Raw genomic sequence first — 21,097 nt, 5'->3', positions numbered from 1 at the left:
CCACTGTGCAGTTCTCAAACAACGACCAGCCACCCACCCAGAACAAGCATGGGACCGGCACAACCAGAGGAAACAACCAACCGTTCCCTCAGGACCCAACAGCGCGCCCGACACCACCCAGAACCCCGACCGTTCCACACACCCCGAAGAGACGCAGTACTGAGAAGAAGCTTCCAGACAGTGCCGAATAGTCAACGTTCCACCCATGAGCAACCGCTCCGAGACACTCGCTCGAAGCCGGCCAATGCTCCTTAGAAAGGAGGTGATCCAGCCGCACCTTCCGGTACGGCTACCTTGTTACGACTTCGTCCCAATCGCTGGTCCCACCTTCGACGGCTCCCTCCCAGAGGGTTGGGCCACCGGCTTCGGGTGTTACCGACTTTCGTGACGTGACGGGCGGTGTGTACAAGGCCCGGGAACGTATTCACCGCAGCATGCTGATCTGCGATTACTAGCGACTCCGACTTCATGGGGTCGAGTTGCAGACCCCAATCCGAACTGAGGCCGGCTTTTTGGGATTCGCTCCACCTCGCGGTATCGCAGCCCATTGTACCGACCATTGTAGCACGTGTGCAGCCCAAGACATAAGGGGCATGATGATTTGACGTCGTCCCCACCTTCCTCCGAGTTGACCCCGGCAGTCTCCTGTGAGTCCCCGACATTACTCGCTGGCAACACAGAACAAGGGTTGCGCTCGTTGCGGGACTTAACCCAACATCTCACGACACGAGCTGACGACAACCATGCACCACCTGTACACCGACCACAAGGGGGCTGACATCTCTGCCAGTTTCCGGTGTATGTCAAGCCTTGGTAAGGTTCTTCGCGTTGCGTCGAATTAAGCCACATGCTCCGCCGCTTGTGCGGGCCCCCGTCAATTCCTTTGAGTTTTAGCCTTGCGGCCGTACTCCCCAGGCGGGGAACTTAATGCGTTAGCTGCGGCACGGACGACGTGGAATGTCGCCCACACCTAGTTCCCAACGTTTACGGCGTGGACTACCAGGGTATCTAATCCTGTTCGCTCCCCACGCTTTCGCTCCTCAGCGTCAGTATCGGCCCAGAGATCCGCCTTCGCCACCGGTGTTCCTCCTGATATCTGCGCATTTCACCGCTACACCAGGAATTCCGATCTCCCCTACCGAACTCTAGCCTGCCCGTATCGAATGCAGACCCGGGGTTAAGCCCCGGGCTTTCACATCCGACGCGACAGGCCGCCTACGAGCTCTTTACGCCCAATAATTCCGGACAACGCTCGCACCCTACGTATTACCGCGGCTGCTGGCACGTAGTTAGCCGGTGCTTCTTCTGCAGGTACCGTCACTTGCGCTTCTTCCCTGCTGAAAGAGGTTTACAACCCGAAGGCCGTCATCCCTCACGCGGCGTCGCTGCATCAGGCTTTCGCCCATTGTGCAATATTCCCCACTGCTGCCTCCCGTAGGAGTCTGGGCCGTGTCTCAGTCCCAGTGTGGCCGGTCGCCCTCTCAGGCCGGCTACCCGTCGTCGCCTTGGTAGGCCATCACCCCACCAACAAGCTGATAGGCCGCGGGCTCATCCTGCACCGCCGGAGCTTTCCACGCACACCCCATGCGGAGGTACGTCGTATCCGGTATTAGCACCGGTTTCCCGGTGTTGTCCCAGAGTGCAGGGCAGATTGCCCACGTGTTACTCACCCGTTCGCCACTGATCCACCCCGAAGGGCTTCACCGTTCGACTTGCATGTGTTAAGCACGCCGCCAGCGTTCGTCCTGAGCCAGGATCAAACTCTCCGTGAATGTCTCATTCGCGGAAGAGCGGCACGGCATCCGGCGGAATAAGCCGGACCCGCGCACAGCGTCCTCGCTGCACTTCATTCAAAGGAACCCAAAGGGTTCAAATATCTGGCGTTGACTTTTGGCACGCTGTTGAGTTCTCAAGGAACGGACGCTTCCATCGAAACCCTTCCGGGCTCCTCCGGGCGCTTCCCTTCTTGTGTCTCCAGCTTATCAGATCCGCTGACCGCTTTTCCGACCCCCGCTGGCGGGGCACTGCATTCTTTCCTTCGGCCTTTCGGCGCTTTCCGACTCTATCAGATCTCTCCGACGGTCTTTCACGCTTCCCGGCCCGCGATAAGCAACCGCTCCGGGAATTCCCGAATCGGTCTGCCTACCTCTGGAGTCGGCTACCCGGAGGCCGTCCGCGCATCCTGCGCGCCCGGTTCCCTCTACAGGCAGCTCGGAGAACACTAGTAGCGCACCCGGGGTCTGTCAACCCCCCGGATGCGGTCAGGGCGGGACCCGGTACACACCCCGGGGCCCGCCCTGACCGTTCTGCCTGGTCAGACCTCCACGACGACCGGGAGGATCATCGGGCGGCGGCGGTAGGTGTCGGACACCCACTTGCCGATCGCCCGCCGGATCAGCTGCTGGAGCTGCCGGGGCTCGGCGACGCCGTCGCCCGCTGCCCGGGCCAGCGCCTCCTCGATCTTCGCCACCACGGGGGCGAAGGCGGCATCGTCGATACCGGACCCCCGGGCCTGGATGTGCGGGCCGCCGACGACCTTGCCGGTGGTGGAGTCGACCACCACGAAGACCGAGACAAAGCCCTCGTCGCCCAGGATGCGGCGGTCCTTCAGGGACGTCTCGGTGACCGCCCCGACCGACAGACCGTCCACATACACATAGCCGGCCTGGACCTTGCCGGTGATGCGGGCGACGCCGTCGACCAGGTCGACCACCACGCCGTCCTCGGCGATGACGGTCCGGTCCTTGGGGACGCCGGTCGCCCGGCCCAGCTCGGCGGCGGCCCTCAGGTGGCGCCACTCGCCGTGGACCGGCATCAGGTTGCGCGGCTTGCAGAGGTTGAAGAAGTAGAGCAGCTCGCCGGCCGAGGCATGGCCCGAGACATGGACCTTGGCATTGCCCTTGTGGACCACATGGGCGCCCCACCGGGTGAGCCCGTTGATCACGCGGTAGACCGCGTTCTCATTGCCCGGGATCAGGGAGGACGCCAGCACCACGGTGTCGCCCTCGACGATCCGGATCTGGTGGTCTCGGTTGGCCATCCGGGAGAGCGCCGCCATGGGCTCGCCCTGCGAGCCGGTACAGATCAGCACCACGTCCTCGTCGGGCAGGTCGTCCAGCGTCTTGACGTCGACCACCAGGCCGCCCGGCACCCGCAGATAGCCGAGGTCCCTGGCGATGCCCATGTTGCGGACCATCGAGCGGCCGACGAAGGCCACCTTGCGGCCGAACTCGTGGGCCGCGTCCAGCACCTGCTGGATGCGGTGCACATGGCTGGCGAAGCTGGCCACGATGATGCGGCGCTCCGCCTTGTCGAAGACCTGCCGGAGCACCGGCAGGATGTCCCGCTCATGCGGGATGAAGCCGGGGACCTCCGCGTTGGTGGAGTCCACCAGCAGCAGGTCGATACCCTCCTCTCCCAGCCGGGCGAAGGCCGGCAGGTCGGTGAGGCGGCCGTCCAGCGGCAGCTGGTCCATCTTGAAGTCGCCCGTGCAGACGACGAGGCCCGCCGGGGTGCGCAGGGCGACCGCGAGCGCGTCCGGGATGGAGTGGTTGACCGCGATGAACTCGCAGTCGAAGGGGCCGATGCGCTCGCGCTGCCCTTCCTTGACCTCCAGCGTGTACGGCCGGATGCGGTGCTCGGCGAGCTTGGCCTCGATCAGGGCCAGGGTCAGCTTCGAGCCGATCAGCGGGATGTCCGGCTTCTCCCTGAGCAGGAAGGGGACGGCTCCGATGTGGTCCTCGTGGCCGTGGGTGAGGACGATCCCGTCCACGGCGTCGAGCCGGTCCCGGATGGTGGAGAAGTCCGGGAGGATCAGGTCGATGCCCGGCTGCTCGTCCTCGGGGAAGAGCACCCCGCAGTCGACGATCAGCAGGCGGCCGCCGTACTCGAAGACGGTCATATTGCGGCCGATCTCGCCGAGGCCACCGAGGGGGGTGACGCGCAGCGCGCCCTCGGGAAGCTCCGGCGGCGGGCCCAGTTCCGGGTGCGGATGGCTCAAAAGTCTCTCCTCACGACGCGCGCCACATGCCCCAGGGCTGTGGGTCCCCGAGCGGCACATGGCGCGCGTATCGTCTCGTTCCTTCGGTTGCTGTCCGCCCGTCGCCGGGCGGGGTGGGTCTCCGTGCGTTGCCTCGCGCCGTTGTCCGGTTCTGCGGCGACTTCCGCCGGGATGTCCGACGGGAGCCTGCGAGCCGGGGCGCGCACGTCTGCGGTGCTCCTGCCTACAGGTGTACCCCGCCTGCGGCGAGATCCTTCCTGAGCTGCTCCACCTCTGCGTCCGTCGCCTCCACCAGCGGCAGCCGCAGCGGGCCGGCCGGGAGGCCCTGCCGGTTGAGCGCCGCCTTGGTGGTGATCACTCCCTGGGTGCGGAAGATCCCGGTGAAGACCGGCAGCAGGTTCTGGTGGACGGCCGCCGCCTTGGTGTGGTCGCCGGCCAGGAACGCCTCCAGCATCACCCGCAGCTCGGGGGTGACCAGGTGGCCGACGACGGAGACAAGGCCCACGGCGCCGACCGACAGCAGCGGCAGGTTGAGCATGTCGTCGCCGGAGTACCAGGCGAGGCCGCTGCGGGCGATGGCCCAGCCGGCGGCGCCGAGGTCGCCCTTGGCGTCCTTGTTGGCGACGATCCGGGGGTGCTCGCCCAGCCGGACCATGGTCTCGTGGCCGATCGGCACGCCGCTGCGGCCGGGGATGTCGTACAGCATCACCGGCAGGCCGGTGGCGTCGGCGACCGCCGTGAAGTGGCGGTACAGGCCCTCCTGCGGCGGCTTGCTGTAGTACGGGGTGACCACCAGCAGGCCGTGGGCGCCGGCGGTCTCGGCCTGGCGGGCCAGCTCGGTGGAGTGGCGGGTGTCATTGGTGCCGACGCCGGCCACGACATGGGCGCGGTCGCCGACCGCCTCCACCACGGCCCGGACGAGCTGTGCCTTCTCGGCATCGGTGGTGGTGGGCGACTCGCCGGTGGTGCCGTTGATGATCAGACCGTCGTTGCCCGCGTCAACGAGGTGGACGGCGAGTCGCTGCGCGCCGTCGAGGTCGAGGGAGCCATCGGCGGTGAACGGGGTCACCATCGCGGTCAGGACCCGGCCGAAGGGGGTCTCAGGGGTGGAGGTCGGAGCCATGGAACCAACGCTACTCGTAGCGGACCGGGGTGCGCCCCGGGCGGGTGCCCGCCGCGGATGCGCCGGAGGCGGCCCGGCGGGGCCGAAACCGCAGGGTTCGGCGGAGACCTGCGGTGACCACCGCAAGAACTTCGGGTGAACCCGCTGCTCACGGGGATTCCGGTGCCGTCTGCTCGGGGGTTCAGTCGGCACCGGAATCCGTGATGTGAGCCTAGGTACGGGGCTCGGGGGCCGCAATCCGGACATGCCCGACCGGGTACGGCCCACCACTGCTCGCCGCAGGTCAGGGCGCGACGCGGCCGTGTGCGTTGAAGGCCGCATGGGTGAGCGGCATCAGCTCGGCCCACCGGGCCTCCATGCGCTCGGCCACCATCTCGATCTCGCGCTGCGGGAAGGACGGGATCGCGGCCCGCTCGTCCTTGGTGCGCAGCGAGAGGAAGTGCATCAGCGAGCGGGCGTTGCAGGTGGCGTACATGGAGCTGAACAGGCCCACCGGCAGCACCGCCCGCGCGACCTCCCGGGCGACCCCGGCGGCCAGCATCTCCCGGTAGGCGTCATAGGACCGGCGGTAGGAGTCCTCCATCGCCGAGGTGACCGTCGCATGCTGCTCGGGCGTGCCCTCGACGAACTCGTACTTTCCGGGCCGCCCCTGCTGGACCAGCCTGCGCTCCTCACCGGGCACGTAGAAGACCGGCTGGAGCTCGCGGTAGCGGCCACTCTCCTCGTTGTAGGACCATCCGCTGCGGTGGCGGTGGAACTCGCGGAAGACGAAGATCGGGGCGCTGACGAAGAAGGTCATCGAGTTGTGCTCGAAGGGCGTGCCGTGGCGGTCGCGCATCAGGAAGTTGATCAGGCCCTTGGAGCGCTCCGGGTCCTTCTCCAGTTCCTCCAGGGACTGCTCGCCGGCCGTGGAGACCCGGGCGGCCCAGAGCACATCGCTGTCGCGGGCCGCGTGGCGGACCAGTTCGACGGTCACGTCGTCGCGGAAGCGGGCTTGCTGGGCGGCTTCGTCGGTCACGGGCGGATCCTCTCGGCGGTGGTGCGGGGCGGCGCCCAGACTATCCCGGTGTACGGACGGCCCCGGTGTACAGGCGGCCCCGGTGTACAGGCAGGCGGCCCCGGTGTACGGGCGGCCCCGGCGAACCGTCGGCGGCCCGGCTTCGTATCCTCTTCCGCACGGTTCGGCAGAGCCGCTGTGCCCAGGGAGGACAGATGACCGCAGAGAGGTACGGTCCGGCCGTGGTCCGGGATACCCGCCCGGAGGACATGGCGGATGTGCTGCGGGTGCGTACGGCCGGCTGGCGGGCCGCCTACCGGGGGATGGTGCCGCCCGCGTACCTGGATGCCCTGGACTCCGGGCCGGAGGCGCTGACCAGGGCCTTGAGGCACTTCCGGGAGCGGCCTCGGGACCGGCACCACCTGGTGGCGGAGCGCGGCGGGCGGGTGGTGGCGTTCGCGGTGTGCGGCGGGGCGCGGCCGATGCTGCCGCTGCCGGGCGAGGGCGAGCGGCCGGGTGAGCTGTACGCCCTGTATGCGCACCCCGAGGCGTGGTCGACGGGCGTGGGGTCGCTGCTGCTGGGCGAGGCGCGGCGGCGGCTGGCGGCCGACGGGTATCCGGCGATGGTGCTCTGGGTGCTGGAGGAGAACGCGCGGGCGCGCGCCTTCTACGAGCGGCACGGCCTGGCCCCGACCGGTGCGCGCAGCCTGCTGCGGCTGGGCGGGGCTCGGGTGCCGGAGGTGCAGTACCGGATGCTGCTGACGGCCGTGCCGGAGCAGCGGGCGGCCTGCCGCAGCCGCACCGCGGGGGCCGCCTGCTAGACGCGGCCAGGCTGGACCCGCTCGGCTAGACCCGCTCGGCGGCCGGGGTGGTGTGGAGTCGGATGGCGTGCTGCATGGTGCGGCGGGCGCGGGGGGTGTCGCCGGCGTCGGCGTAGGCGACGGCGAGGCGGAACCAGACGCGCCAGTCGTCCGGCGCCGCCTCCGCCTCCGCCTGGCGGCGGGCGAAGACGGCGTCGGCGGAGGCGCGGTCGATGCGACCGCCGGGGGTGCGTACCAGTTCGTCGGCGGGCAGCCCGCCCTCGGCGTCCAGTTCGCGGGCGAGCAGTTCGCTGCGGCGGCCGAACTGCACGGTGTGCCAGAGGAACCAGCCGCCGATGGCCGGGATGACAAGGGCGCAGACGCCTATGCCGATCCCGGCCGGGTCACCGGTGGCGATCAGTTGGACGCCCTCGGAGATCACCACCGCGAAGGTGATGAGCAGGGCGGCGGCGAGGACGAGGAAACCGGTACGGGACTTCATGCGGTCAGTCCAGATCGAGGAAGTGTTCCAGGCCGACGGTGAGGCCCGGGGTGTCCACCACCCTGCGCACGCCGAGCAGGATGCCGGGCATGAAGCAGCTGTGGTGCAGGGAGTCATGACGGATCGTCAGGGTCTCGCCGACATCGCCGAAGAGCACTTCCTGGTGGGCCAGGAGTCCGCGCAGCCGGACCGCGTGCACCGGCACGCCGTCCACGTCGGCGCCACGGGCGCCGTCCAGGGCGTGGGTGGTGGGGTCCTGCTGGCGGGCCAGGCCGGCCTGCTCGCGGGCGGCGGCGATCAGCTGGGCGGTGCGGGTGGCGGTGCCGCTGGGGGCGTCGGCCTTGCGGTTGTGGTGGAGTTCGACCACCTCGACGGACTCGAAGAAGCGGGCGGCCTGCTGGGCGAACCGCATGGTGAGCACCGCGCCGATGGAGAAGTTGGGCGCGATCAGGACGCCGGTGGCGGGCGAGGCGGCCAGTCGGCCGCGCAGCGTGGCCAGCCGCTCCTCGGTCCAGCCGGTGGTGCCGACCACGCCGTGGATGCCGTGGCCGATGCAGAACTCCAGGTTGGCCATGACGGCGTCGGGGTGGGTGAGGTCCACCGCGACCTGGGCTCCGCCGTCGACCAGGGTCTCCAGGCTGTCGCCCCGGTCGGGGGTGGCCACCAGCTCCAGGTCGGGGGCGGCCTCGACGGCCCGGCATGCCTCGGAGCCGATACGGCCCTTGGCTCCGATCACAGCCACTCGCAGCGGCGCGGTCATCAGATGCTTCCTTTCGGGTGCGGCGACTGGGGTACGGCTACTCGGGCACGGCGGCTCGGGTACGCGATGTCGGGACGGGCGCGGTCAGGCCACCGCGTCGACGAGGCGGGCGGCTCGCTTGTCCCCTACCGGTCCTATCACGGCCAGCGACGGCCGGTGCGCACCGAGCACCTCGCGGGCGACGGCGCGGACATCGTCCACCGTCACCCCGCCGATCAGGCCGAGCAGCTCGTCCACCGAGAGATGGGTGCCGTAGCAGAGCTCAGCCTTGCCGATCTTGTTCATCAGCGAGCCGGTGTCCTCCATGCCCAGCACGGTGGAGCCGGAGATCTGGCCGATGGAGCGGGTCAGCTCCTCCTCGGTGATGCCGTGCTCGGCGATCCGGTCCAGCTCCTCGCGGCAGAGCTTGGCCACCTCCTCGACCCGCTTGGGCTGGCAGCCGGCGTAGATGCCGAAGATGCCGCTGTCGGCGAAGGACGAGGAGAACGAGTAGACGGAGTAGGCCAGGCCACGCTTCTCGCGGACCTCCTGGAAGAGCCGGGAGCTCATGCCCCCGCCGAGGGCGGCGTTGAGCACGCCCAGCGCCCAGCGGCGGTCGTCGCGCCGGGCGATGCCGGGCAGGCCGAGTACCAGGTGGGCCTGCTCGGTGGGCCGGTTGTGCACCGCCGTGCGGCCGGCCGTACTCAGGGTGCGGGCGCCGGCGCGCGGCTCGGCGGGACGGGCGTCCTCGCGGCCGAGTGCGCCGGCGGCCTCGAAGGCGCGCGTGACCTGGCGGACGACCTTGGCGTGGTCGACATTGCCGGCGGCGGCGACGACCAGGTTCTCGGGCCGGTAGCGGCGGCGGTAGAAGCCGGCGATCTGGTCGCGGGTGAGCGCGTTGATGGTCTCGACGGTGCCCAGGACGGGACGGCCGAGCGGCGAGTTGCCGTACATGACCTCGGAGAAGAGGTCGTGCACGACATCGCCGGGGTCGTCCTCGGTCATGGCGATCTCCTCAAGGATGACGCCGCGCTCGGCGTCGACGTCCTCGGGGCGGATCAGGGAACCGGTGAGCATGTCGCAGACCACGTCTATGGCCAGCGGCAGGTCGCTGTCGAGCACCCGGGCGTAGTAGCAGGTGTTCTCCTTGGCGGTGAAGGCGTTCATCTCGCCGCCGACCGCGTCCAGCGCGGAGGAGATGTCCAGGGCGCTGCGCCGCTCGGTGCCCTTGAAGAGCAGGTGCTCCAGATAGTGGGTGGCGCCGTTGAGGACGGGCGTCTCGTCGCGCGATCCCACCCCCGCCCAGATGCCGAAGGTGGCGGAGCGCACCGTCGGCAGGGTCTCGGTGACGATGCGCAGGCCGCCGGGGAGCACGGTGCGGCGTACGGTGCCGGCGCCGTCCATCCCCTTGAGCAGGGTCCGGGTCGTGCCGGGGCGCTGCTGCGCCGCCGAGACCTGAGCCACGGTGGGACCTCCAGGAGCAGTTGCGATACCAGGGTGCGATACAGCCAGGGTGCGGTACAGGGTACGGCCCGTCCCTCCCGGGGGCGGGAGGAACGGGCCGGGGGTCAGGCTGCGGCCGTGACCGGGGTCACGAGCTCGCGGCGGCCTCGTCGCCCTCGCCCTCGATGACGGGGATGAGGGAGAGCTTGCCACGCGGGTCGATCTCGGCGATCTCGACCTGGACCTTGTCGCCGACCTTGACGACGTCCTCGACGTTCTCGACGCGCTTGCCGCCGGAGAGCTTGCGCAGCTGCGAGATGTGCAGCAGGCCGTCCTTGCCCGGCATCAGGGACACGAACGCGCCGAAGGTCGTGGTCTTGACCACGGTGCCCAGGTAGCGCTCGCCGACCTCCGGCATGGTCGGGTTGGCGATCTGGTTGATCGTCGTGCGGGCAGCCTCCGCCGAGGGGCCGTCGACCGCACCGATGTAGATGGTGCCGTCGTCCTCGATGGTGATGTCCGCGCCGGTGTCCTCCTGGATCTGGTTGATCATCTTGCCCTTGGGGCCGATGACCTCACCGATCTTGTCCACCGGGATCTTGATGGTGATGATGCGCGGCGCGTTCGGCGACATCTCGTCCGGGGTGTCGATGGCCTCGCCCATGACGTCCAGGATGTGCAGCCGGGCCTCGCGGGCCTGCTTCAGCGCGGCGGCGAGCACCGAGGCGGGGATGCCGTCGAGCTTGGTGTCGAGCTGGAGCGCGGTGACGAACTTCCGGGTGCCGGCGACCTTGAAGTCCATGTCGCCGAAGGCGTCCTCGGCACCGAGGATGTCGGTCAGCGTCACATAGTGGGTCTCACCGTCGATCTCCTGGGAGATCAGGCCCATGGCGATACCGGCGACGGGGGCCTTGAGCGGCACACCGGCGTTCAGCAGCGACATGGTGGAGGCGCAGACCGAGCCCATCGAGGTGGACCCGTTGGAGCCGAGCGCCTCGGAGACCTGGCGGATCGCGTAGGGGAACTCCTCGCGGGTCGGCAGCACCGGGATGAGCGCCCGCTCCGCCAGCGCGCCGTGGCCGATCTCGCGGCGCTTGGGGGAGCCCACGCGGCCGGTCTCGCCCACGGAGTACGGCGGGAAGTTGTAGTTGTGCATGTAGCGCTTGCGGGTCTCCGGCGCCAGCGTGTCCAGCTGCTGCTCCATGCGGAGCATGTTCAGCGTGGTGACGCCGAGGATCTGGGTCTCGCCGCGCTCGAAGAGGGCCGAGCCGTGGACGCGCGGGATGGCCTCGACCTCGGCGGCCAGGGTGCGGATGTCGGTGACCCCGCGGCCGTCGATGCGGACCTTCTCCTTGATGACGCGCTCGCGGACCAGCTTCTTGGTCAGCGCGCGGTACGCGGCGGAGATCTCCTTCTCGCGGCCCTCGAACTCGGGCAGCAGCTTCTCGGCGGCCAGCGCCTTGACGCGGTCCAGCTCGGCCTCGCGGGCCTGCTTGCCGGCGATGGTGAGGGCCTGGGCCAGCTCGTCGCGGACGGCGGCGGTCAGCGCCTCCAGCACGTCGTCCTGGTAGTCCAGGAAGACCGGGAACTCGCCGGTCGGCTTGGCGGCGCGGGCGGCCAGGTCCGACTGGGCCTTGCAGAGCACCTTGATGAACGGCTTGGCGGCCTCCAGGCCGGCGGCCACGATCTCCTCGGTCGGCGCCTCGGCGCCGCCCTCGACCAGCTTGATGGTCTTGTCGGTGGCCTCGGCCTCGACCATCATGATCGCGACATCGCCGTCGTCCAGGACACGGCCGGCCACGACCATGTCGAAGACGGCCTCCTCCAGCTCGGGGTGGGTCGGGAAGGCGACCCACTGGCCCTTGATCAGGGCGACCCGGACGCCGCCGATCGGGCCGGAGAAGGGCAGGCCCGCCAGCTGGGTGGAGGCGGAGGCGGCGTTGATGGCGACCACGTCGTAGAGGTGGGTCGGGTCCAGCGCCATGACGGTGCAGACGACCTGGATCTCGTTGCGCAGGCCCTTGACGAACGAGGGGCGCAGCGGGCGGTCGATGAGCCGGCAGGTGAGGATGGCGTCCTCGGAGGGGCGGCCCTCGCGCCGGAAGAACGAGCCGGGGATGCGCCCGGCGGCGTACATCCGCTCCTCGACGTCCACGGTGAGCGGGAAGAAGTCGAAGTGTTCCTTGGGCTGCTTCGAGGCGGTGGTGGCCGACAGGACCATGGTCTCGTCGTCCAGGTACGCCACGGCGGAGCCGGCCGCCTGGCGGGCCAGGCGGCCCGTCTCGAAGCGGATGGTACGGGTGCCGAAGGCGCCGTTGTCGATGACGGCCTCGGCGTAGTGCACGTTCTCTTCCACCAGGAAGATCTCCTCTTTATGCGTACGTCCCTGGTGGAGCGTCCCTGCGTAGCTCCGCTCCGGCCCCGGCCGGGCCGGTCTTCGATCGAAGCCTCCGGGCTGCGTGTCCGACTGCTGCCCGGCGGCCACTACCGAGGACCGGCGCCTCCTGGCACCGAGTCGGCGGTCGCGTGGTGGACGCTCCCCTGGGTGCGGGCGGCCTCGGTTTGAGGCCAGCAGCCCGCGCGGTGTCGGGGTACCCGTGGGCGCCATGTGCACGGCGCCACCACGGGGCGTTCCCTCCACCCTACAAATCCACACCCTACAAACTGGGCCTCTGCCACGCTTGCGGACCGGGAACTCCGGAGGGTGCGGCGCGCGTCTCGCCGGGCGCTTCCGCCCGGGATGCGCGAGGGGGGCGGCTTCCCCTGGCGGGGAGCCGCCCCCCGGGCGACGTGTTACTTGGCGCCGCCGGCGGCACCGCGGCGGATGCCCAGGCGGTCGACGAGCGTACGGAAGCGCTCGATGTCCTTCTTGGCCAGGTACTGGAGCAGGCGGCGGCGCTGGCCGACCAGGAGCAGCAGGCCCCGGCGGGAGTGGTGGTCGTGCTTGTGGGTCTTCAGGTGCTCGGTGAGGTCGGTGATGCGGCGGGTGAGCATCGCCACCTGGACCTCGGGGGAGCCGGTGTCGCCCTCCTTGGTGCCGAACTCGGTCATGATCTGCTTCTTGACGGCGGCGTCGAGAGCCACAGCAACTCCTTCGAGTGAATGGGCCGAGCGGTCCTGGTCTGCTTCACAGGCGCCTTGGTGGACTCGGCTTGATGCATCGGGGTCTGGTGCGTCGACCGGCGGGCCGCTCCCCGGAAGTGCGGGCAGACTGCGGCGACGGTCGGTGGCCAAGCGTACCAGTGCCCGCCGACCGGCCGGTCGGCGGGCACGAGGTGGGCCGTGCGGGCGGGCCCTTGGGCTTGCCCTTGGGCTTGCGGGCGGGGGTCAGCCGGTGAGGCCGCGGACGGTGGCGTAGACGTCCAGTACGGCCAGGGTGATCGGCACCAGGGAGACCAGCAGCAGGCTGTCGACCAGGTCGAGGACCCGGCCCCAGAAGGGGGAGACGCCCAGCCGGGGCACGACCAGGGCGATGGCGATCAGCAGGGCGGCGCCGGCCGCGATGGCGGTGGAGAGCCAGACGGTGCGGATGTCGGCCTCGGGTCCGGCCTGTACGGAGAGGATGAAGGCGGGGGTGTGCAGCGCCAGGCCGAGGATCAGCAGGGCGAGGCCGAGCAGACCGGCCACGACCAGGCAGAAGACCTGCGCCGAGTAGCGGAAGAGGCGGGCGCGGAGCATGGTGGCGACGCCGATCACCAGGGCGAGGACCTCGGCCCAGGTGCGGTCGCTGAAGCCGAGCACCGCGCAGGCGCCGACCACCACGGCGGCGCTGCCGCCGACCAGGCCGACCAGGAGCTCGTGGCCGCGCCGCGCCTGGGCGGCGATCCGCTCGTAGTCCAGGGCCTCGCGCTCGGCGGCGCTGTACTCGGACGGCCCGGACGGCCCGGTCGCGGACCGCTCCCGGCCGCCGGTCTGGCCGGGGGCGTGGAAGCCGACCGGGAGGCGGGCGAAGCGCGAGGAGAGGCCGGGCAGAAAGCCGGTGACGGCGATGGCGGCGGCACCGGTGACGGCCGCGATGGAGTCGGCGGAGGTGCGCTCCATGACGACGGCGGCGAAGGTGGCCAGGGTGCCGGCGGCGGCGACGAAGGCGGAGCCGACGAAGACCGAGTCCTTCTCCGGCAGCAGCCCCACCAGCAGCACGGAGGCGATCAGCACGGTGACGCAGGCGACCAGGAACTGGAGTCGGCCGGGTCCGCCGCCGACCAGGGCGCCGGGGTGCTCGACCTCGATGATGCCGGACCCGGCGATCAGTGCGTGCGGCAGTGCGGCCAGGCCCAGGGCGAGCGCTGCGGCGTGGTCGGCGTAGACACGGGCGCGGACTCCGGCGAAGGCGACCAGCACCACGGCGGTGACCCCGGAGAGGAGTCCGGGGAGGCCGTGCATGTCATGGAGGAGGTCGGAGAACCAGAGGGCGAAGCCCATCAGGCTGAGCAGCAGCACCGCGCCGACCAGGCCGGAGGTGCGCATCAGCTCGGGGCCCCAGAAGCGCCGGTCCGCCGCCACGGCGGTGGCGATGGCGTCCGCCACGTCGTCGTAGACGGCGGGGGGCAGCGACTCGGCGAAGGGGCGCAGCGACAGCAGGTCCCCGTCGCGCACCTGCTGGGCGGCGAGCGGCAGCCCGCTGTCCAGCACCGTGCCGTCGCGGCGCACCAGGTGGAATCCGGTCGGCGCCCCCTCCGGCTGTGTCTGGCCGGAGAGCCGCAGCACCTCCGGGTAGACATCGGCGAGCGGCACGTCCTCCGGCAGCGCGACATCGATCCGGCTGTCCGGTGCGACGACGGTGACCCGGCAGAATCCGGTCGTTGCGCTGGCGCTCACCGGCTCTCCCCCCTGTTGTGGTGTACGGGCCTGGTCTGGCTGTACGCGATCGGTGCGGGGCCGGACGGGCCCCCTGCCCATCGCGCCCGCCCCCGCCGGGAGATGACCGCGTCCTGGCAGGACCGGCGCGCGGACACCCTACCGAACCGGGCCTGCCGCCGGGGCCATCGGCCGTGGGTGGGGAGGCAGCCCGGAGGAGGTGGTGCGCGGGGGAGGAGATTCCGGCGATCCGCGTGCAGAATGTCTGATATGTCCGACACATCGCCCCGCGTGATGGTCTTCGCCCCGGCGCCCGTGCTCACCGTGACGGTGGAGCGGCGTGCCGACGACGCCGACATCCATCTGCACGCCGGCGGCCAGGGGGTCTGGCAGGCGCGGATGCTCACCGCGCTCGGTGCCCGCGCCGTGCTCTGCGGCAGCTTCGGCGGGGAGAGCGGCGTGGTGCTGAGGAGCCTGCTGATGGCCGAGGGGATCGAGGTGCACGCGGTGTGCGGCCCGTCCCGCAACGGGGTCTACATCCACGACCGCCGGGCCGGGCAGCGCACCGCCGTCGCCGAGTCGCCGGGCGAGCCGCTGCCCCGCCATGAACTGGACGAGCTCTACAACCTGGCCCTGGTGCAGGGCCTGGACGCACAGGTCTGCCTGCTCAGCGGGCCGTCCCCGGTGGCCCGCGAGACGGTGCCGCATGCGCTCTACCGGCGGCTCGCCGGGGACCTCACCTCCAATGGCCGCCGGGTGGTGGCCGACCTGTCCGGGCCCCGGCTGGCGTCGGTGCTGGAGGGCGGCGCGTACCTGGTGAAGGTCAGCCATGAGGAGCTGCGGGCGGAGGGGCTGGCCGGCGGCGGCACCGCCGAGGAGATCGCCGGTGCGATGCAGGCGCTGCGGGCGGCCGGCTGCCAGGTGGTGGTCGTCTCACGGGCCGAGGAGCCGTCGCTGGCGATGGTCGGCGACGAGCTGTACGAGGTGGTGATGGTCCGCATGCATCCAGCGGACCCCTCGGGGGCGGGCGACTCGATGACCGCCGGGATCGTGGCCGGGCTGCTGCGCGGCGACGACGTCTGCGCGGCGATCCGGCTCGGCGCCGCCGCCGGGGCGCTGAATGTCACCCGGCACGGTCTGGGCACCGGCGACCGGGAGGGCGTGGAGCGGCTGGCCGCCCAGGTGGAGATGCGGGCGGCGGACATCGAGGTGGGGCACCGGCAGACGGTCTCCCGGCGCCAGCTGGCCGCCTGGATGGAGAGCCGATGAGCCGGGTGGGCAGCCGATGAGCCGGGTGGAGAGCCGATGAGCGCGCCGCTGCGCGTCCTGGTGACCAACGACGACGGCATCGACTCCGAGGGGCTGCGCCAACTCGCCCTGGCCGCACGGGCGGAGGGCCACGAGGTGGTCATCGCCGCCCCCATGGAGGAGGCCAGCGGCAGCAGCTCCGCGCTGAACGCGGTCGAGGACCATGGGCGGATCGTGGTCGAGCGGCGGCGGCTGACCGGCCTGGAGGAGGTACCGGCGCACAGCGTGGACGGGCTGCCGGGCTTCATCGCGCTGATCGCCATGCAGGGCGCCTTCGGCACCCCGCCGGACCTGGTGCTCTCCGGTATCAACCGGGGGGCCAACACGGGCTACGCCATCATCCACTCGGGGACGGTGGGCGCCGCGTTCACCGCCGTCGTCAACGGCTGCCGGGCGATGGCCGTCTCGCTGGACGCCGGGCACCCGATGCGCTGGGCGAGCGCCGCCCATGTCGCCCGCTCCATGCTGCCGCTGCTGGCCGCGACGGACCCCGGCGCCGTGCTCAACCTCAATGTCCCCAATCTGTCGATCGGCGCCATCAAGGGGCTGCGCCGGGCCGAACTCGCCCCCTTCGGCGCCGTCCAGACGAAGATCACCGAACGCGGCGCCGGCTTTGTCCGCCTCACCGTCGCCGAGACCGACCCCGACCCCGACCTGCGTACCGACGCCGGGCTGCTGGCCGAGGGGTACGCCACGCTCAGCCTGCTCCAGCCGCCGCGCGAGTCCGCCGCCACCCCGCTCGCGCCGCTGCCCGACGTCAGCGTCCCGCACAGCCGCTGAGCCCCGCCGCCGAGACGCCGTACGGGCGTCCTGGCCTGCCCCGCCGCGCCGCTGACAGCCCGTCAGGCCGGGGCGGGGGGTCGGCTGCATTGTCAGGTACCAGTAGGATCGGCCCCTGCGCAGGGGTGCGCGGGGGACGGCAGACCGGTCCCGGCTCCCTGCGGTCGGCGGAGGGGGCCACGGGGGCTCTCGCCCCGGACCGACCGGGTACGCACTGCGGTGTGCGGCGGCCGACCGGTCCGGCGGAACGACGAAGCGACTCGATCGACAGCGTGCGTGAGGGCTGGTGCCGAAGTGAGCGTGGTGACCGTCAAGCGACCGCCGAGGGCCTATCCGCCCCCGGTCCCGGACGAGCCGGTGCAGCTGGAGTCGCCGCCGGAGCTGCCGCGCAACGGGCGCGACGACTGGATGATGAACCTGCTGCCGCTGCTCGGCATGGGCGGCTCGGCGGCGATCTTCTTCATGCCCAACGCCGGCAGCACCATGCGGGTGATGGGCATCCTGATGGTCGCCTCCACCGCCGGTATGGCGGCGGCGCAGATCGTCCGGGCCCGCCGGGGCGGCGGCTCCGGGATGTCGGACGAGCGCCGCGACTACCTCAAGTACCTCGCGCAGATGCGCCGTCAGGTCCGCCGCACCGCCGAGAAGCAGCGCGGGGCCCAGCTCTATCTGCACCCCGAACCCGACCAGCTCTGGTCGGTCGTGGCGGAGGGCCGCCGGCTGTGGGAGCGGCGGCCCGGCGATCCCGACTTCGGGCAGATCCGGCTGGGGCGCGGCCCGCAGCAGCTGGCCACTCCGCTGGTGGCGCCGCAGACCGCGCCGATGGACGAGCTGGAGCCGCTGACCGCCGAGGCCATGCGGACCTTCCTGGCCTCGCACGGCACCCTGGCGGAGCTGCCGCTGGCGGTCTCGCTGCGCGCCTTCTACCACATCACCGTCTGCGGCGACCCGGACACCGTGTACGGCAATGTCCGGGCGATGATCGCGCAGTTGACGACACTGCACTCCCCCGACGACCTGATGGTCGCCATCGCCGCCGCCCCCGGCGCCGCCGAGGAGTGGGAGTGGGCCAAGTGGCTGCCGCACACCCAGCACCGCAAGGAGAGCGACGGCGCGGGCTCCCGCCGGCTGATCACCACCGGCCTCGGCGAGCTGGAGGAGCTGCTGGAGGAGGAGCTGGCCGGTCGGCCGCGCTTCCACCGCGACTCCACCCCCAGCCCGGACCAGCCGCAGGTGGTGGTCGTGGTGGACGGCGCCGCCGTGCCGCAGGACTCGGTGCTGGCAGGCGCCGAGGGCCTCCAGGGCGTCACCATCATCGAGGTGGTGCCCGGCGACCTGGACGAGCTGTCCGGCTCCCTGGTGGTGACGGTCTCCCCCGACCGGCTGCTGCTCCAGTCCGCCTCGGGCGCCGCGTACACCGGCACCCCGGACACCCTCTCCGCCTGGCAGTCGGAGGCGCTGGCCCGCCAGCTGGCCCCGTACCGGATCTCGGCGGGCGGCGACGACGAGCCGCTGCTCTCCAACCTGGACTTCACCGACCTGATGGGGGTGGGCGACGCCGGCTCCATCGACATCTCCCGTACCTGGCGCCCGCGCGCCTCGCACGAGAGGCTGCGGGTGCCGATCGGCCTGGGCGCGGGCGGCGAGCCGGTGATGCTGGACATCAAGGAAGCCGCGCTGGAGGGCATGGGCCCGCACGGGCTCTGCGTGGGCGCGACCGGTTCCGGCAAGTCGGAGCTGCTGCGGACGCTGGTGCTGGGTCTGGCCATGACCCACTCCTCGGAGATCCTCAACTTCGTCCTGGCCGACTTCAAGGGCGGTGCGACCTTCGCCGGGATGGCGGAGATGCCGCACACCTCCGCGGTGATCACCAACCTGGCGGAGGAGCTGACCCTGGTCGACCGGATGCGCGACGCGATCACCGGTGAGCTCAACCGCCGCCAGGAGCTGCTGCGCTCGGCGGGCAACTACGCCAACCTGCACGAGTACGAGCGGGCCCGCGCGGCGGGCGCCGCGCTGGAGCCGCTGCCGTCGCTGGTCCTGATCATCGACGAGTTCAGCGAACTGCTGACCGCCAAGCCCGACTTCATCGAGATGTTCATCCAGATCGGCCGGATCGGCCGATCGCTGGGCGTGCACCTGCTGCTGGCCTCGCAGCGGCTGGAGGAGGGGCGGCTGCGCGGTCTGGACACCTATCTCTCGTACCGGATCGGCCTGCGGACCTTCTCGGCGGCGGAGTCGCGGGCGGCGCTGGGCGTGCCGGACGCGTACCACCTGCCGCCGGTGCCGGGGGTGGGCTATCTGAAGTTCGGCACCGATGTGATGGACCGCTTCAAGGCGGCGTATGTCTCCGGTCCGTACCGCCCCGCCGGGCAGGTGCGCTCCACCGGGCAGCTCTCCAGCCGGCGGCCGGTGCTGTTCACGGCGGCCGAGGTGCCGGTGATCGAGCCGGTGGCCACCGAGCCGGAGCCGGAGCAGCACCGCGAGGACGACGCGCTGGCGGACACGGTGCTCGATGTGATCGTGCAGCGGATGGTCGGCCAGGGTCCGGCGGCCCACCAGGTGTGGCTGCCGCCGCTGGACGAGGCGCCCAGCGTGGACCAGCTGCTGCCGCCGTTGCAGACCACCGCCGAGCGCGGGCTGACCGCGCCGGAGTTCGGCGCGCTGGGCCGGCTGGTGGTGCCGGTCGGCATCGTGGACAAGCCGTTCGAGCAGCGGCGCGATGTGATGTACCAGGACTTCGCCGGCGCGGCCGGGCACGGCATGGTGGTCGGCGGCCCCCGGTCCGGCAAGTCGACGATGCTGCGGACCCAGGTGGCGGCCTTCGCGCTCACCCACACCCCGGCCGAGGTGCAGTTCTACTGCCTGGACTTCGGCGGCGGCGGCATGACCGGCCTGGCCGGGCTGCCGCATGTGGGCGGGGTCGCGGGCCGGTTGGACGCCGAGAAGGTGCGCCGGATGGTCAGCGAGGTGCACGGGGTGCTCAACCGGCGCGAGGAACTGTTCCGCGCCCAGGGCATCGACTCCATCGCCACCTACCGCACCCGGCGGGCGCAGGGCGCGCTGCCGAACGAGCAGTTCGGCGATGTCTTCCTGATGATCGACGGCTGGCTCACCTTCAAGCAGGAGTTCGAGCTGCTGGAGCCGGTGGTGGCGGACATCGCCCAGCGCGGTCTGGGCTACGGCATCCACCTGGTGGTCACCGCGTCCCGGTACGCCGAGGTCCGCCCCGCGCTGAAGGACCTGCTCCAGAACCGGATCGAACTCAGGCTCGGCGACTCCATGGAGTCCGAGATCGACCGCAAGGTGGCGCAGAACGTCCCGGCGGGGGCCCCCGGCCGGGGCCTGACCCCGGAGAAGCTGCACTTCCTGGGCGGTCTGCCCCGGCTGGACGGCTCCTCCTCGGTGGAGGACCTCCAGGACGGCTCGGCCCAGCTGGTGCACTCGGTGGACGCGGCCTGGTCCGGCGCCCGCGCCCCGCAGGTGCGGATGCTGCCGACGGTGCTGCCGGCCGAGCAGCTGCCGAAGGGGTTCGAGTTCCCGGACCGGGGGGTCGCCTTCGGCGTGGACGAGGTGGAGCTGTCGCCGGTCTTCGTCAACTTCGAGACCGACCCGCTCTTTGTGGTCTTCGGCGAGAGCGAGTCCGGCAAGTCGGCCATGCTGCGGATGCTGATCAAGCAGATCACCGAGCGGTACACGCCGGAGGAGGCCGGGATCGTGGTCGCCGACTACCGGCGGGCGCTGCTGGGCACCGTGCCGCAGAGCCATCTGGTGGAGTACTCGGCGGCGCAGCCCGCGCTCCAGCAGATCGTGGAGCTGCTGCGCGGCTCCTGCGCCCGGCGGCTGCCCGGCCCGGATGTCACCCCGGAGCAGCTGCGGACGCGCACCTGGTACACCGGCAAGGACATGTTTGTGATCGTCGACGACTATGAGCTGGTCGCCACGTCCTCCGGCAATCCGCTCCAGCCGCTGATGGAGTTCCTGCCGTTCGCCCGGGACATCGGGCTGCGGGTGATCCTGGCGCGCGGCGCGGGCGGCGCCGGGCGGGCGATGTTCGAGCCGGTGATGCAGCGGATGAAGGAGCTGGGCGCGCAGGGCGTGGTGCTCTCCGGCAGCAAGGACGAGGGCGCGCTGCTGGGCACGGTCAAGCCGCAGCCGCTGCCGCCGGGGCGGGGCGTCTTCGTCTCGCGGCGGATCGGCAGCGGGCAGATGGTGCAGACGGGCTGGCTGCCCTCGCACTGAGCCGGGCGGGGTCGGTGGGCCGGGTCCGAGAGTCGGATGCGTAACGTTTTCCGATGTCGGCGGCGGGGTCGCGACGGTTCCCGTGCCGGGCGCGGGGGCGGGGCCGCCGGGGAGGGCACTCCTCGGCGGCCTTTGCGTTTCCCTGGCAGGCCCGCTTGTTACCCATGGGTTCACAGCCGTCTCTTGCGCATGACCATGCAAACCAAGGGCGGGAACAAAGGGGGCATGGCGGTCAAGGCCCGCATCCACCCTCCAGATCATCGGCCGCAAGGCTTTTGACCTACGGATTTCGTCGTCATAGCCGAGTTGACGTTAAGGATTCGTCAAAGGTTTTATCTCTGCATGGGAGCGATCCATCCAGAGACC

13 protein-coding genes and 1 rRNA gene are annotated in these 21,097 nt (G+C 70.9%); 4 read left to right on the top strand and 10 right to left on the bottom strand.

The annotated features are described in order from the left end of the window. Window positions 1-255: 255 nt before the first annotated feature. From C7M71_RS22070 to thyX, 4 genes are all read right to left on the bottom strand, one after another. A 16S ribosomal RNA gene (locus tag C7M71_RS22070) occupies window positions 256-1,772 on the bottom strand. 542 nt (window positions 1,773-2,314) lie between these two features. Beyond that, window positions 2,315-4,000, bottom strand: a complete 1,686-nt coding sequence (locus tag C7M71_RS22060; protein ID WP_111490542.1) for a ribonuclease J — start codon at window positions 3,998-4,000, stop codon at window positions 2,315-2,317. 223 nt (window positions 4,001-4,223) lie between these two features. Then, window positions 4,224-5,123: a 4-hydroxy-tetrahydrodipicolinate synthase gene (gene dapA, locus C7M71_RS22055; protein ID WP_111490541.1), complete on the bottom strand. Its 900-nt coding sequence runs from the start codon at window positions 5,121-5,123 to the stop codon at window positions 4,224-4,226. 283 nt (window positions 5,124-5,406) lie between these two features. Further along, the gene (gene thyX / locus C7M71_RS22050; RefSeq protein ID WP_111490540.1) at window positions 5,407-6,141 is read right to left on the bottom strand and encodes an FAD-dependent thymidylate synthase; all 735 of its coding nucleotides are present in this window, start codon (window positions 6,139-6,141) and stop codon (window positions 5,407-5,409) included. A 194-nt stretch (window positions 6,142-6,335) separates the two neighbouring features. On the opposite strand from thyX, the gene C7M71_RS22045 reads away from it, so the two are divergent. Continuing rightward, window positions 6,336-6,941: a GNAT family N-acetyltransferase gene (locus C7M71_RS22045; RefSeq protein ID WP_111490539.1), complete on the top strand. Its 606-nt coding sequence runs from the start codon at window positions 6,336-6,338 to the stop codon at window positions 6,939-6,941. A gap of 25 nt (window positions 6,942-6,966) precedes the next feature. Here the strand turns inward: C7M71_RS22045 and C7M71_RS22040 are convergent, their stop codons facing one another. The 6 genes from C7M71_RS22040 to eccD all read right to left on the bottom strand — a co-directional run bounded on the left by C7M71_RS22040 (window position 6,967) and on the right by eccD (window position 14,422). Next, window positions 6,967-7,422 carry a tetratricopeptide repeat protein gene (locus C7M71_RS22040; RefSeq protein WP_111490538.1) on the bottom strand — a complete coding sequence of 152 codons (456 nt, stop codon included), beginning with the start codon at window positions 7,420-7,422 and terminating at the stop codon, window positions 6,967-6,969. 4 nt (window positions 7,423-7,426) lie between these two features. After that, entirely contained in the window at window positions 7,427-8,182 is a 756-nt protein-coding gene (gene dapB, locus C7M71_RS22035) for a 4-hydroxy-tetrahydrodipicolinate reductase (protein WP_111490537.1), read from the bottom strand. Window positions 8,183-8,266: 84 nt separating this feature from the next. Continuing rightward, window positions 8,267-9,625 (bottom strand): M16 family metallopeptidase, encoded by a 1,359-nt coding sequence (locus C7M71_RS22030; RefSeq protein WP_229758848.1) that lies wholly within the window; start codon window positions 9,623-9,625, stop codon window positions 8,267-8,269. A gap of 127 nt (window positions 9,626-9,752) precedes the next feature. Beyond that, a complete protein-coding gene (locus C7M71_RS22025) occupies window positions 9,753-11,960 on the bottom strand; it encodes a polyribonucleotide nucleotidyltransferase (protein ID WP_111490536.1) in 2,208 nt (735 codons plus the stop codon). A 437-nt stretch (window positions 11,961-12,397) separates the two neighbouring features. Continuing rightward, entirely contained in the window at window positions 12,398-12,688 is a 291-nt protein-coding gene (gene rpsO, locus C7M71_RS22020; RefSeq protein ID WP_111490535.1) for a 30S ribosomal protein S15, read from the bottom strand. Between the two features lie 243 nt (window positions 12,689-12,931). Continuing rightward, window positions 12,932-14,422: a type VII secretion integral membrane protein EccD gene (eccD, locus tag C7M71_RS22015; protein WP_111490534.1), complete on the bottom strand. Its 1,491-nt coding sequence runs from the start codon at window positions 14,420-14,422 to the stop codon at window positions 12,932-12,934. A gap of 249 nt (window positions 14,423-14,671) precedes the next feature. Here eccD and C7M71_RS22010 point away from each other — a divergent pair, with 249 nt between their 5' ends. The 3 genes from C7M71_RS22010 to eccCa all read left to right on the top strand — a co-directional run bounded on the left by C7M71_RS22010 (window position 14,672) and on the right by eccCa (window position 20,731). Beyond that, a complete protein-coding gene (locus C7M71_RS22010) occupies window positions 14,672-15,670 on the top strand; it encodes a 1-phosphofructokinase family hexose kinase (RefSeq protein ID WP_111490533.1) in 999 nt (332 codons plus the stop codon). Window positions 15,671-15,706: 36 nt separating this feature from the next. Next, complete coding sequence (gene surE, locus C7M71_RS22005) at window positions 15,707-16,489, top strand: 5'/3'-nucleotidase SurE (protein WP_111490532.1); 783 nt, start codon at window positions 15,707-15,709, stop codon at window positions 16,487-16,489. Between the two features lie 294 nt (window positions 16,490-16,783). After that, window positions 16,784-20,731 (top strand): type VII secretion protein EccCa, encoded by a 3,948-nt coding sequence (gene eccCa / locus C7M71_RS22000; protein WP_111490531.1) that lies wholly within the window; start codon window positions 16,784-16,786, stop codon window positions 20,729-20,731. Window positions 20,732-21,097: the final 366 nt, after the last annotated feature.

It is taken from the genome of Peterkaempfera bronchialis, from assembly GCF_003258605.2.
Lineage (GTDB): Bacteria > Actinomycetota > Actinomycetes > Streptomycetales > Streptomycetaceae > Peterkaempfera > Peterkaempfera bronchialis.
The sequence above is the reverse complement of the archived record's forward strand: the minus strand, read 5'-3'. Positions and strand labels throughout refer to the sequence as shown.

Bases quoted from the DNA above. Each gene is read 5' to 3' on its own strand.
- dapA (WP_111490541.1), bottom strand. From the start codon at position 5,123: ATGGCTCCGACCTCCACCCCTGAGACCCCCTTCGGCCGGGTCCTGACC.
- C7M71_RS22045 (WP_111490539.1), top strand. From the start codon at position 6,336: ATGACCGCAGAGAGGTACGGTCCGGCCGTGGTCCGGGATACCCGCCCG.
- C7M71_RS22040 (WP_111490538.1), bottom strand. From the start codon at position 7,422: ATGAAGTCCCGTACCGGTTTCCTCGTCCTCGCCGCCGCCCTGCTCATC.
- dapB (WP_111490537.1), bottom strand. From the start codon at position 8,182: ATGACCGCGCCGCTGCGAGTGGCTGTGATCGGAGCCAAGGGCCGTATC.
- C7M71_RS22010 (WP_111490533.1), top strand. From the start codon at position 14,672: ATGTCCGACACATCGCCCCGCGTGATGGTCTTCGCCCCGGCGCCCGTG.
- surE (WP_111490532.1), top strand. From the start codon at position 15,707: ATGAGCGCGCCGCTGCGCGTCCTGGTGACCAACGACGACGGCATCGAC.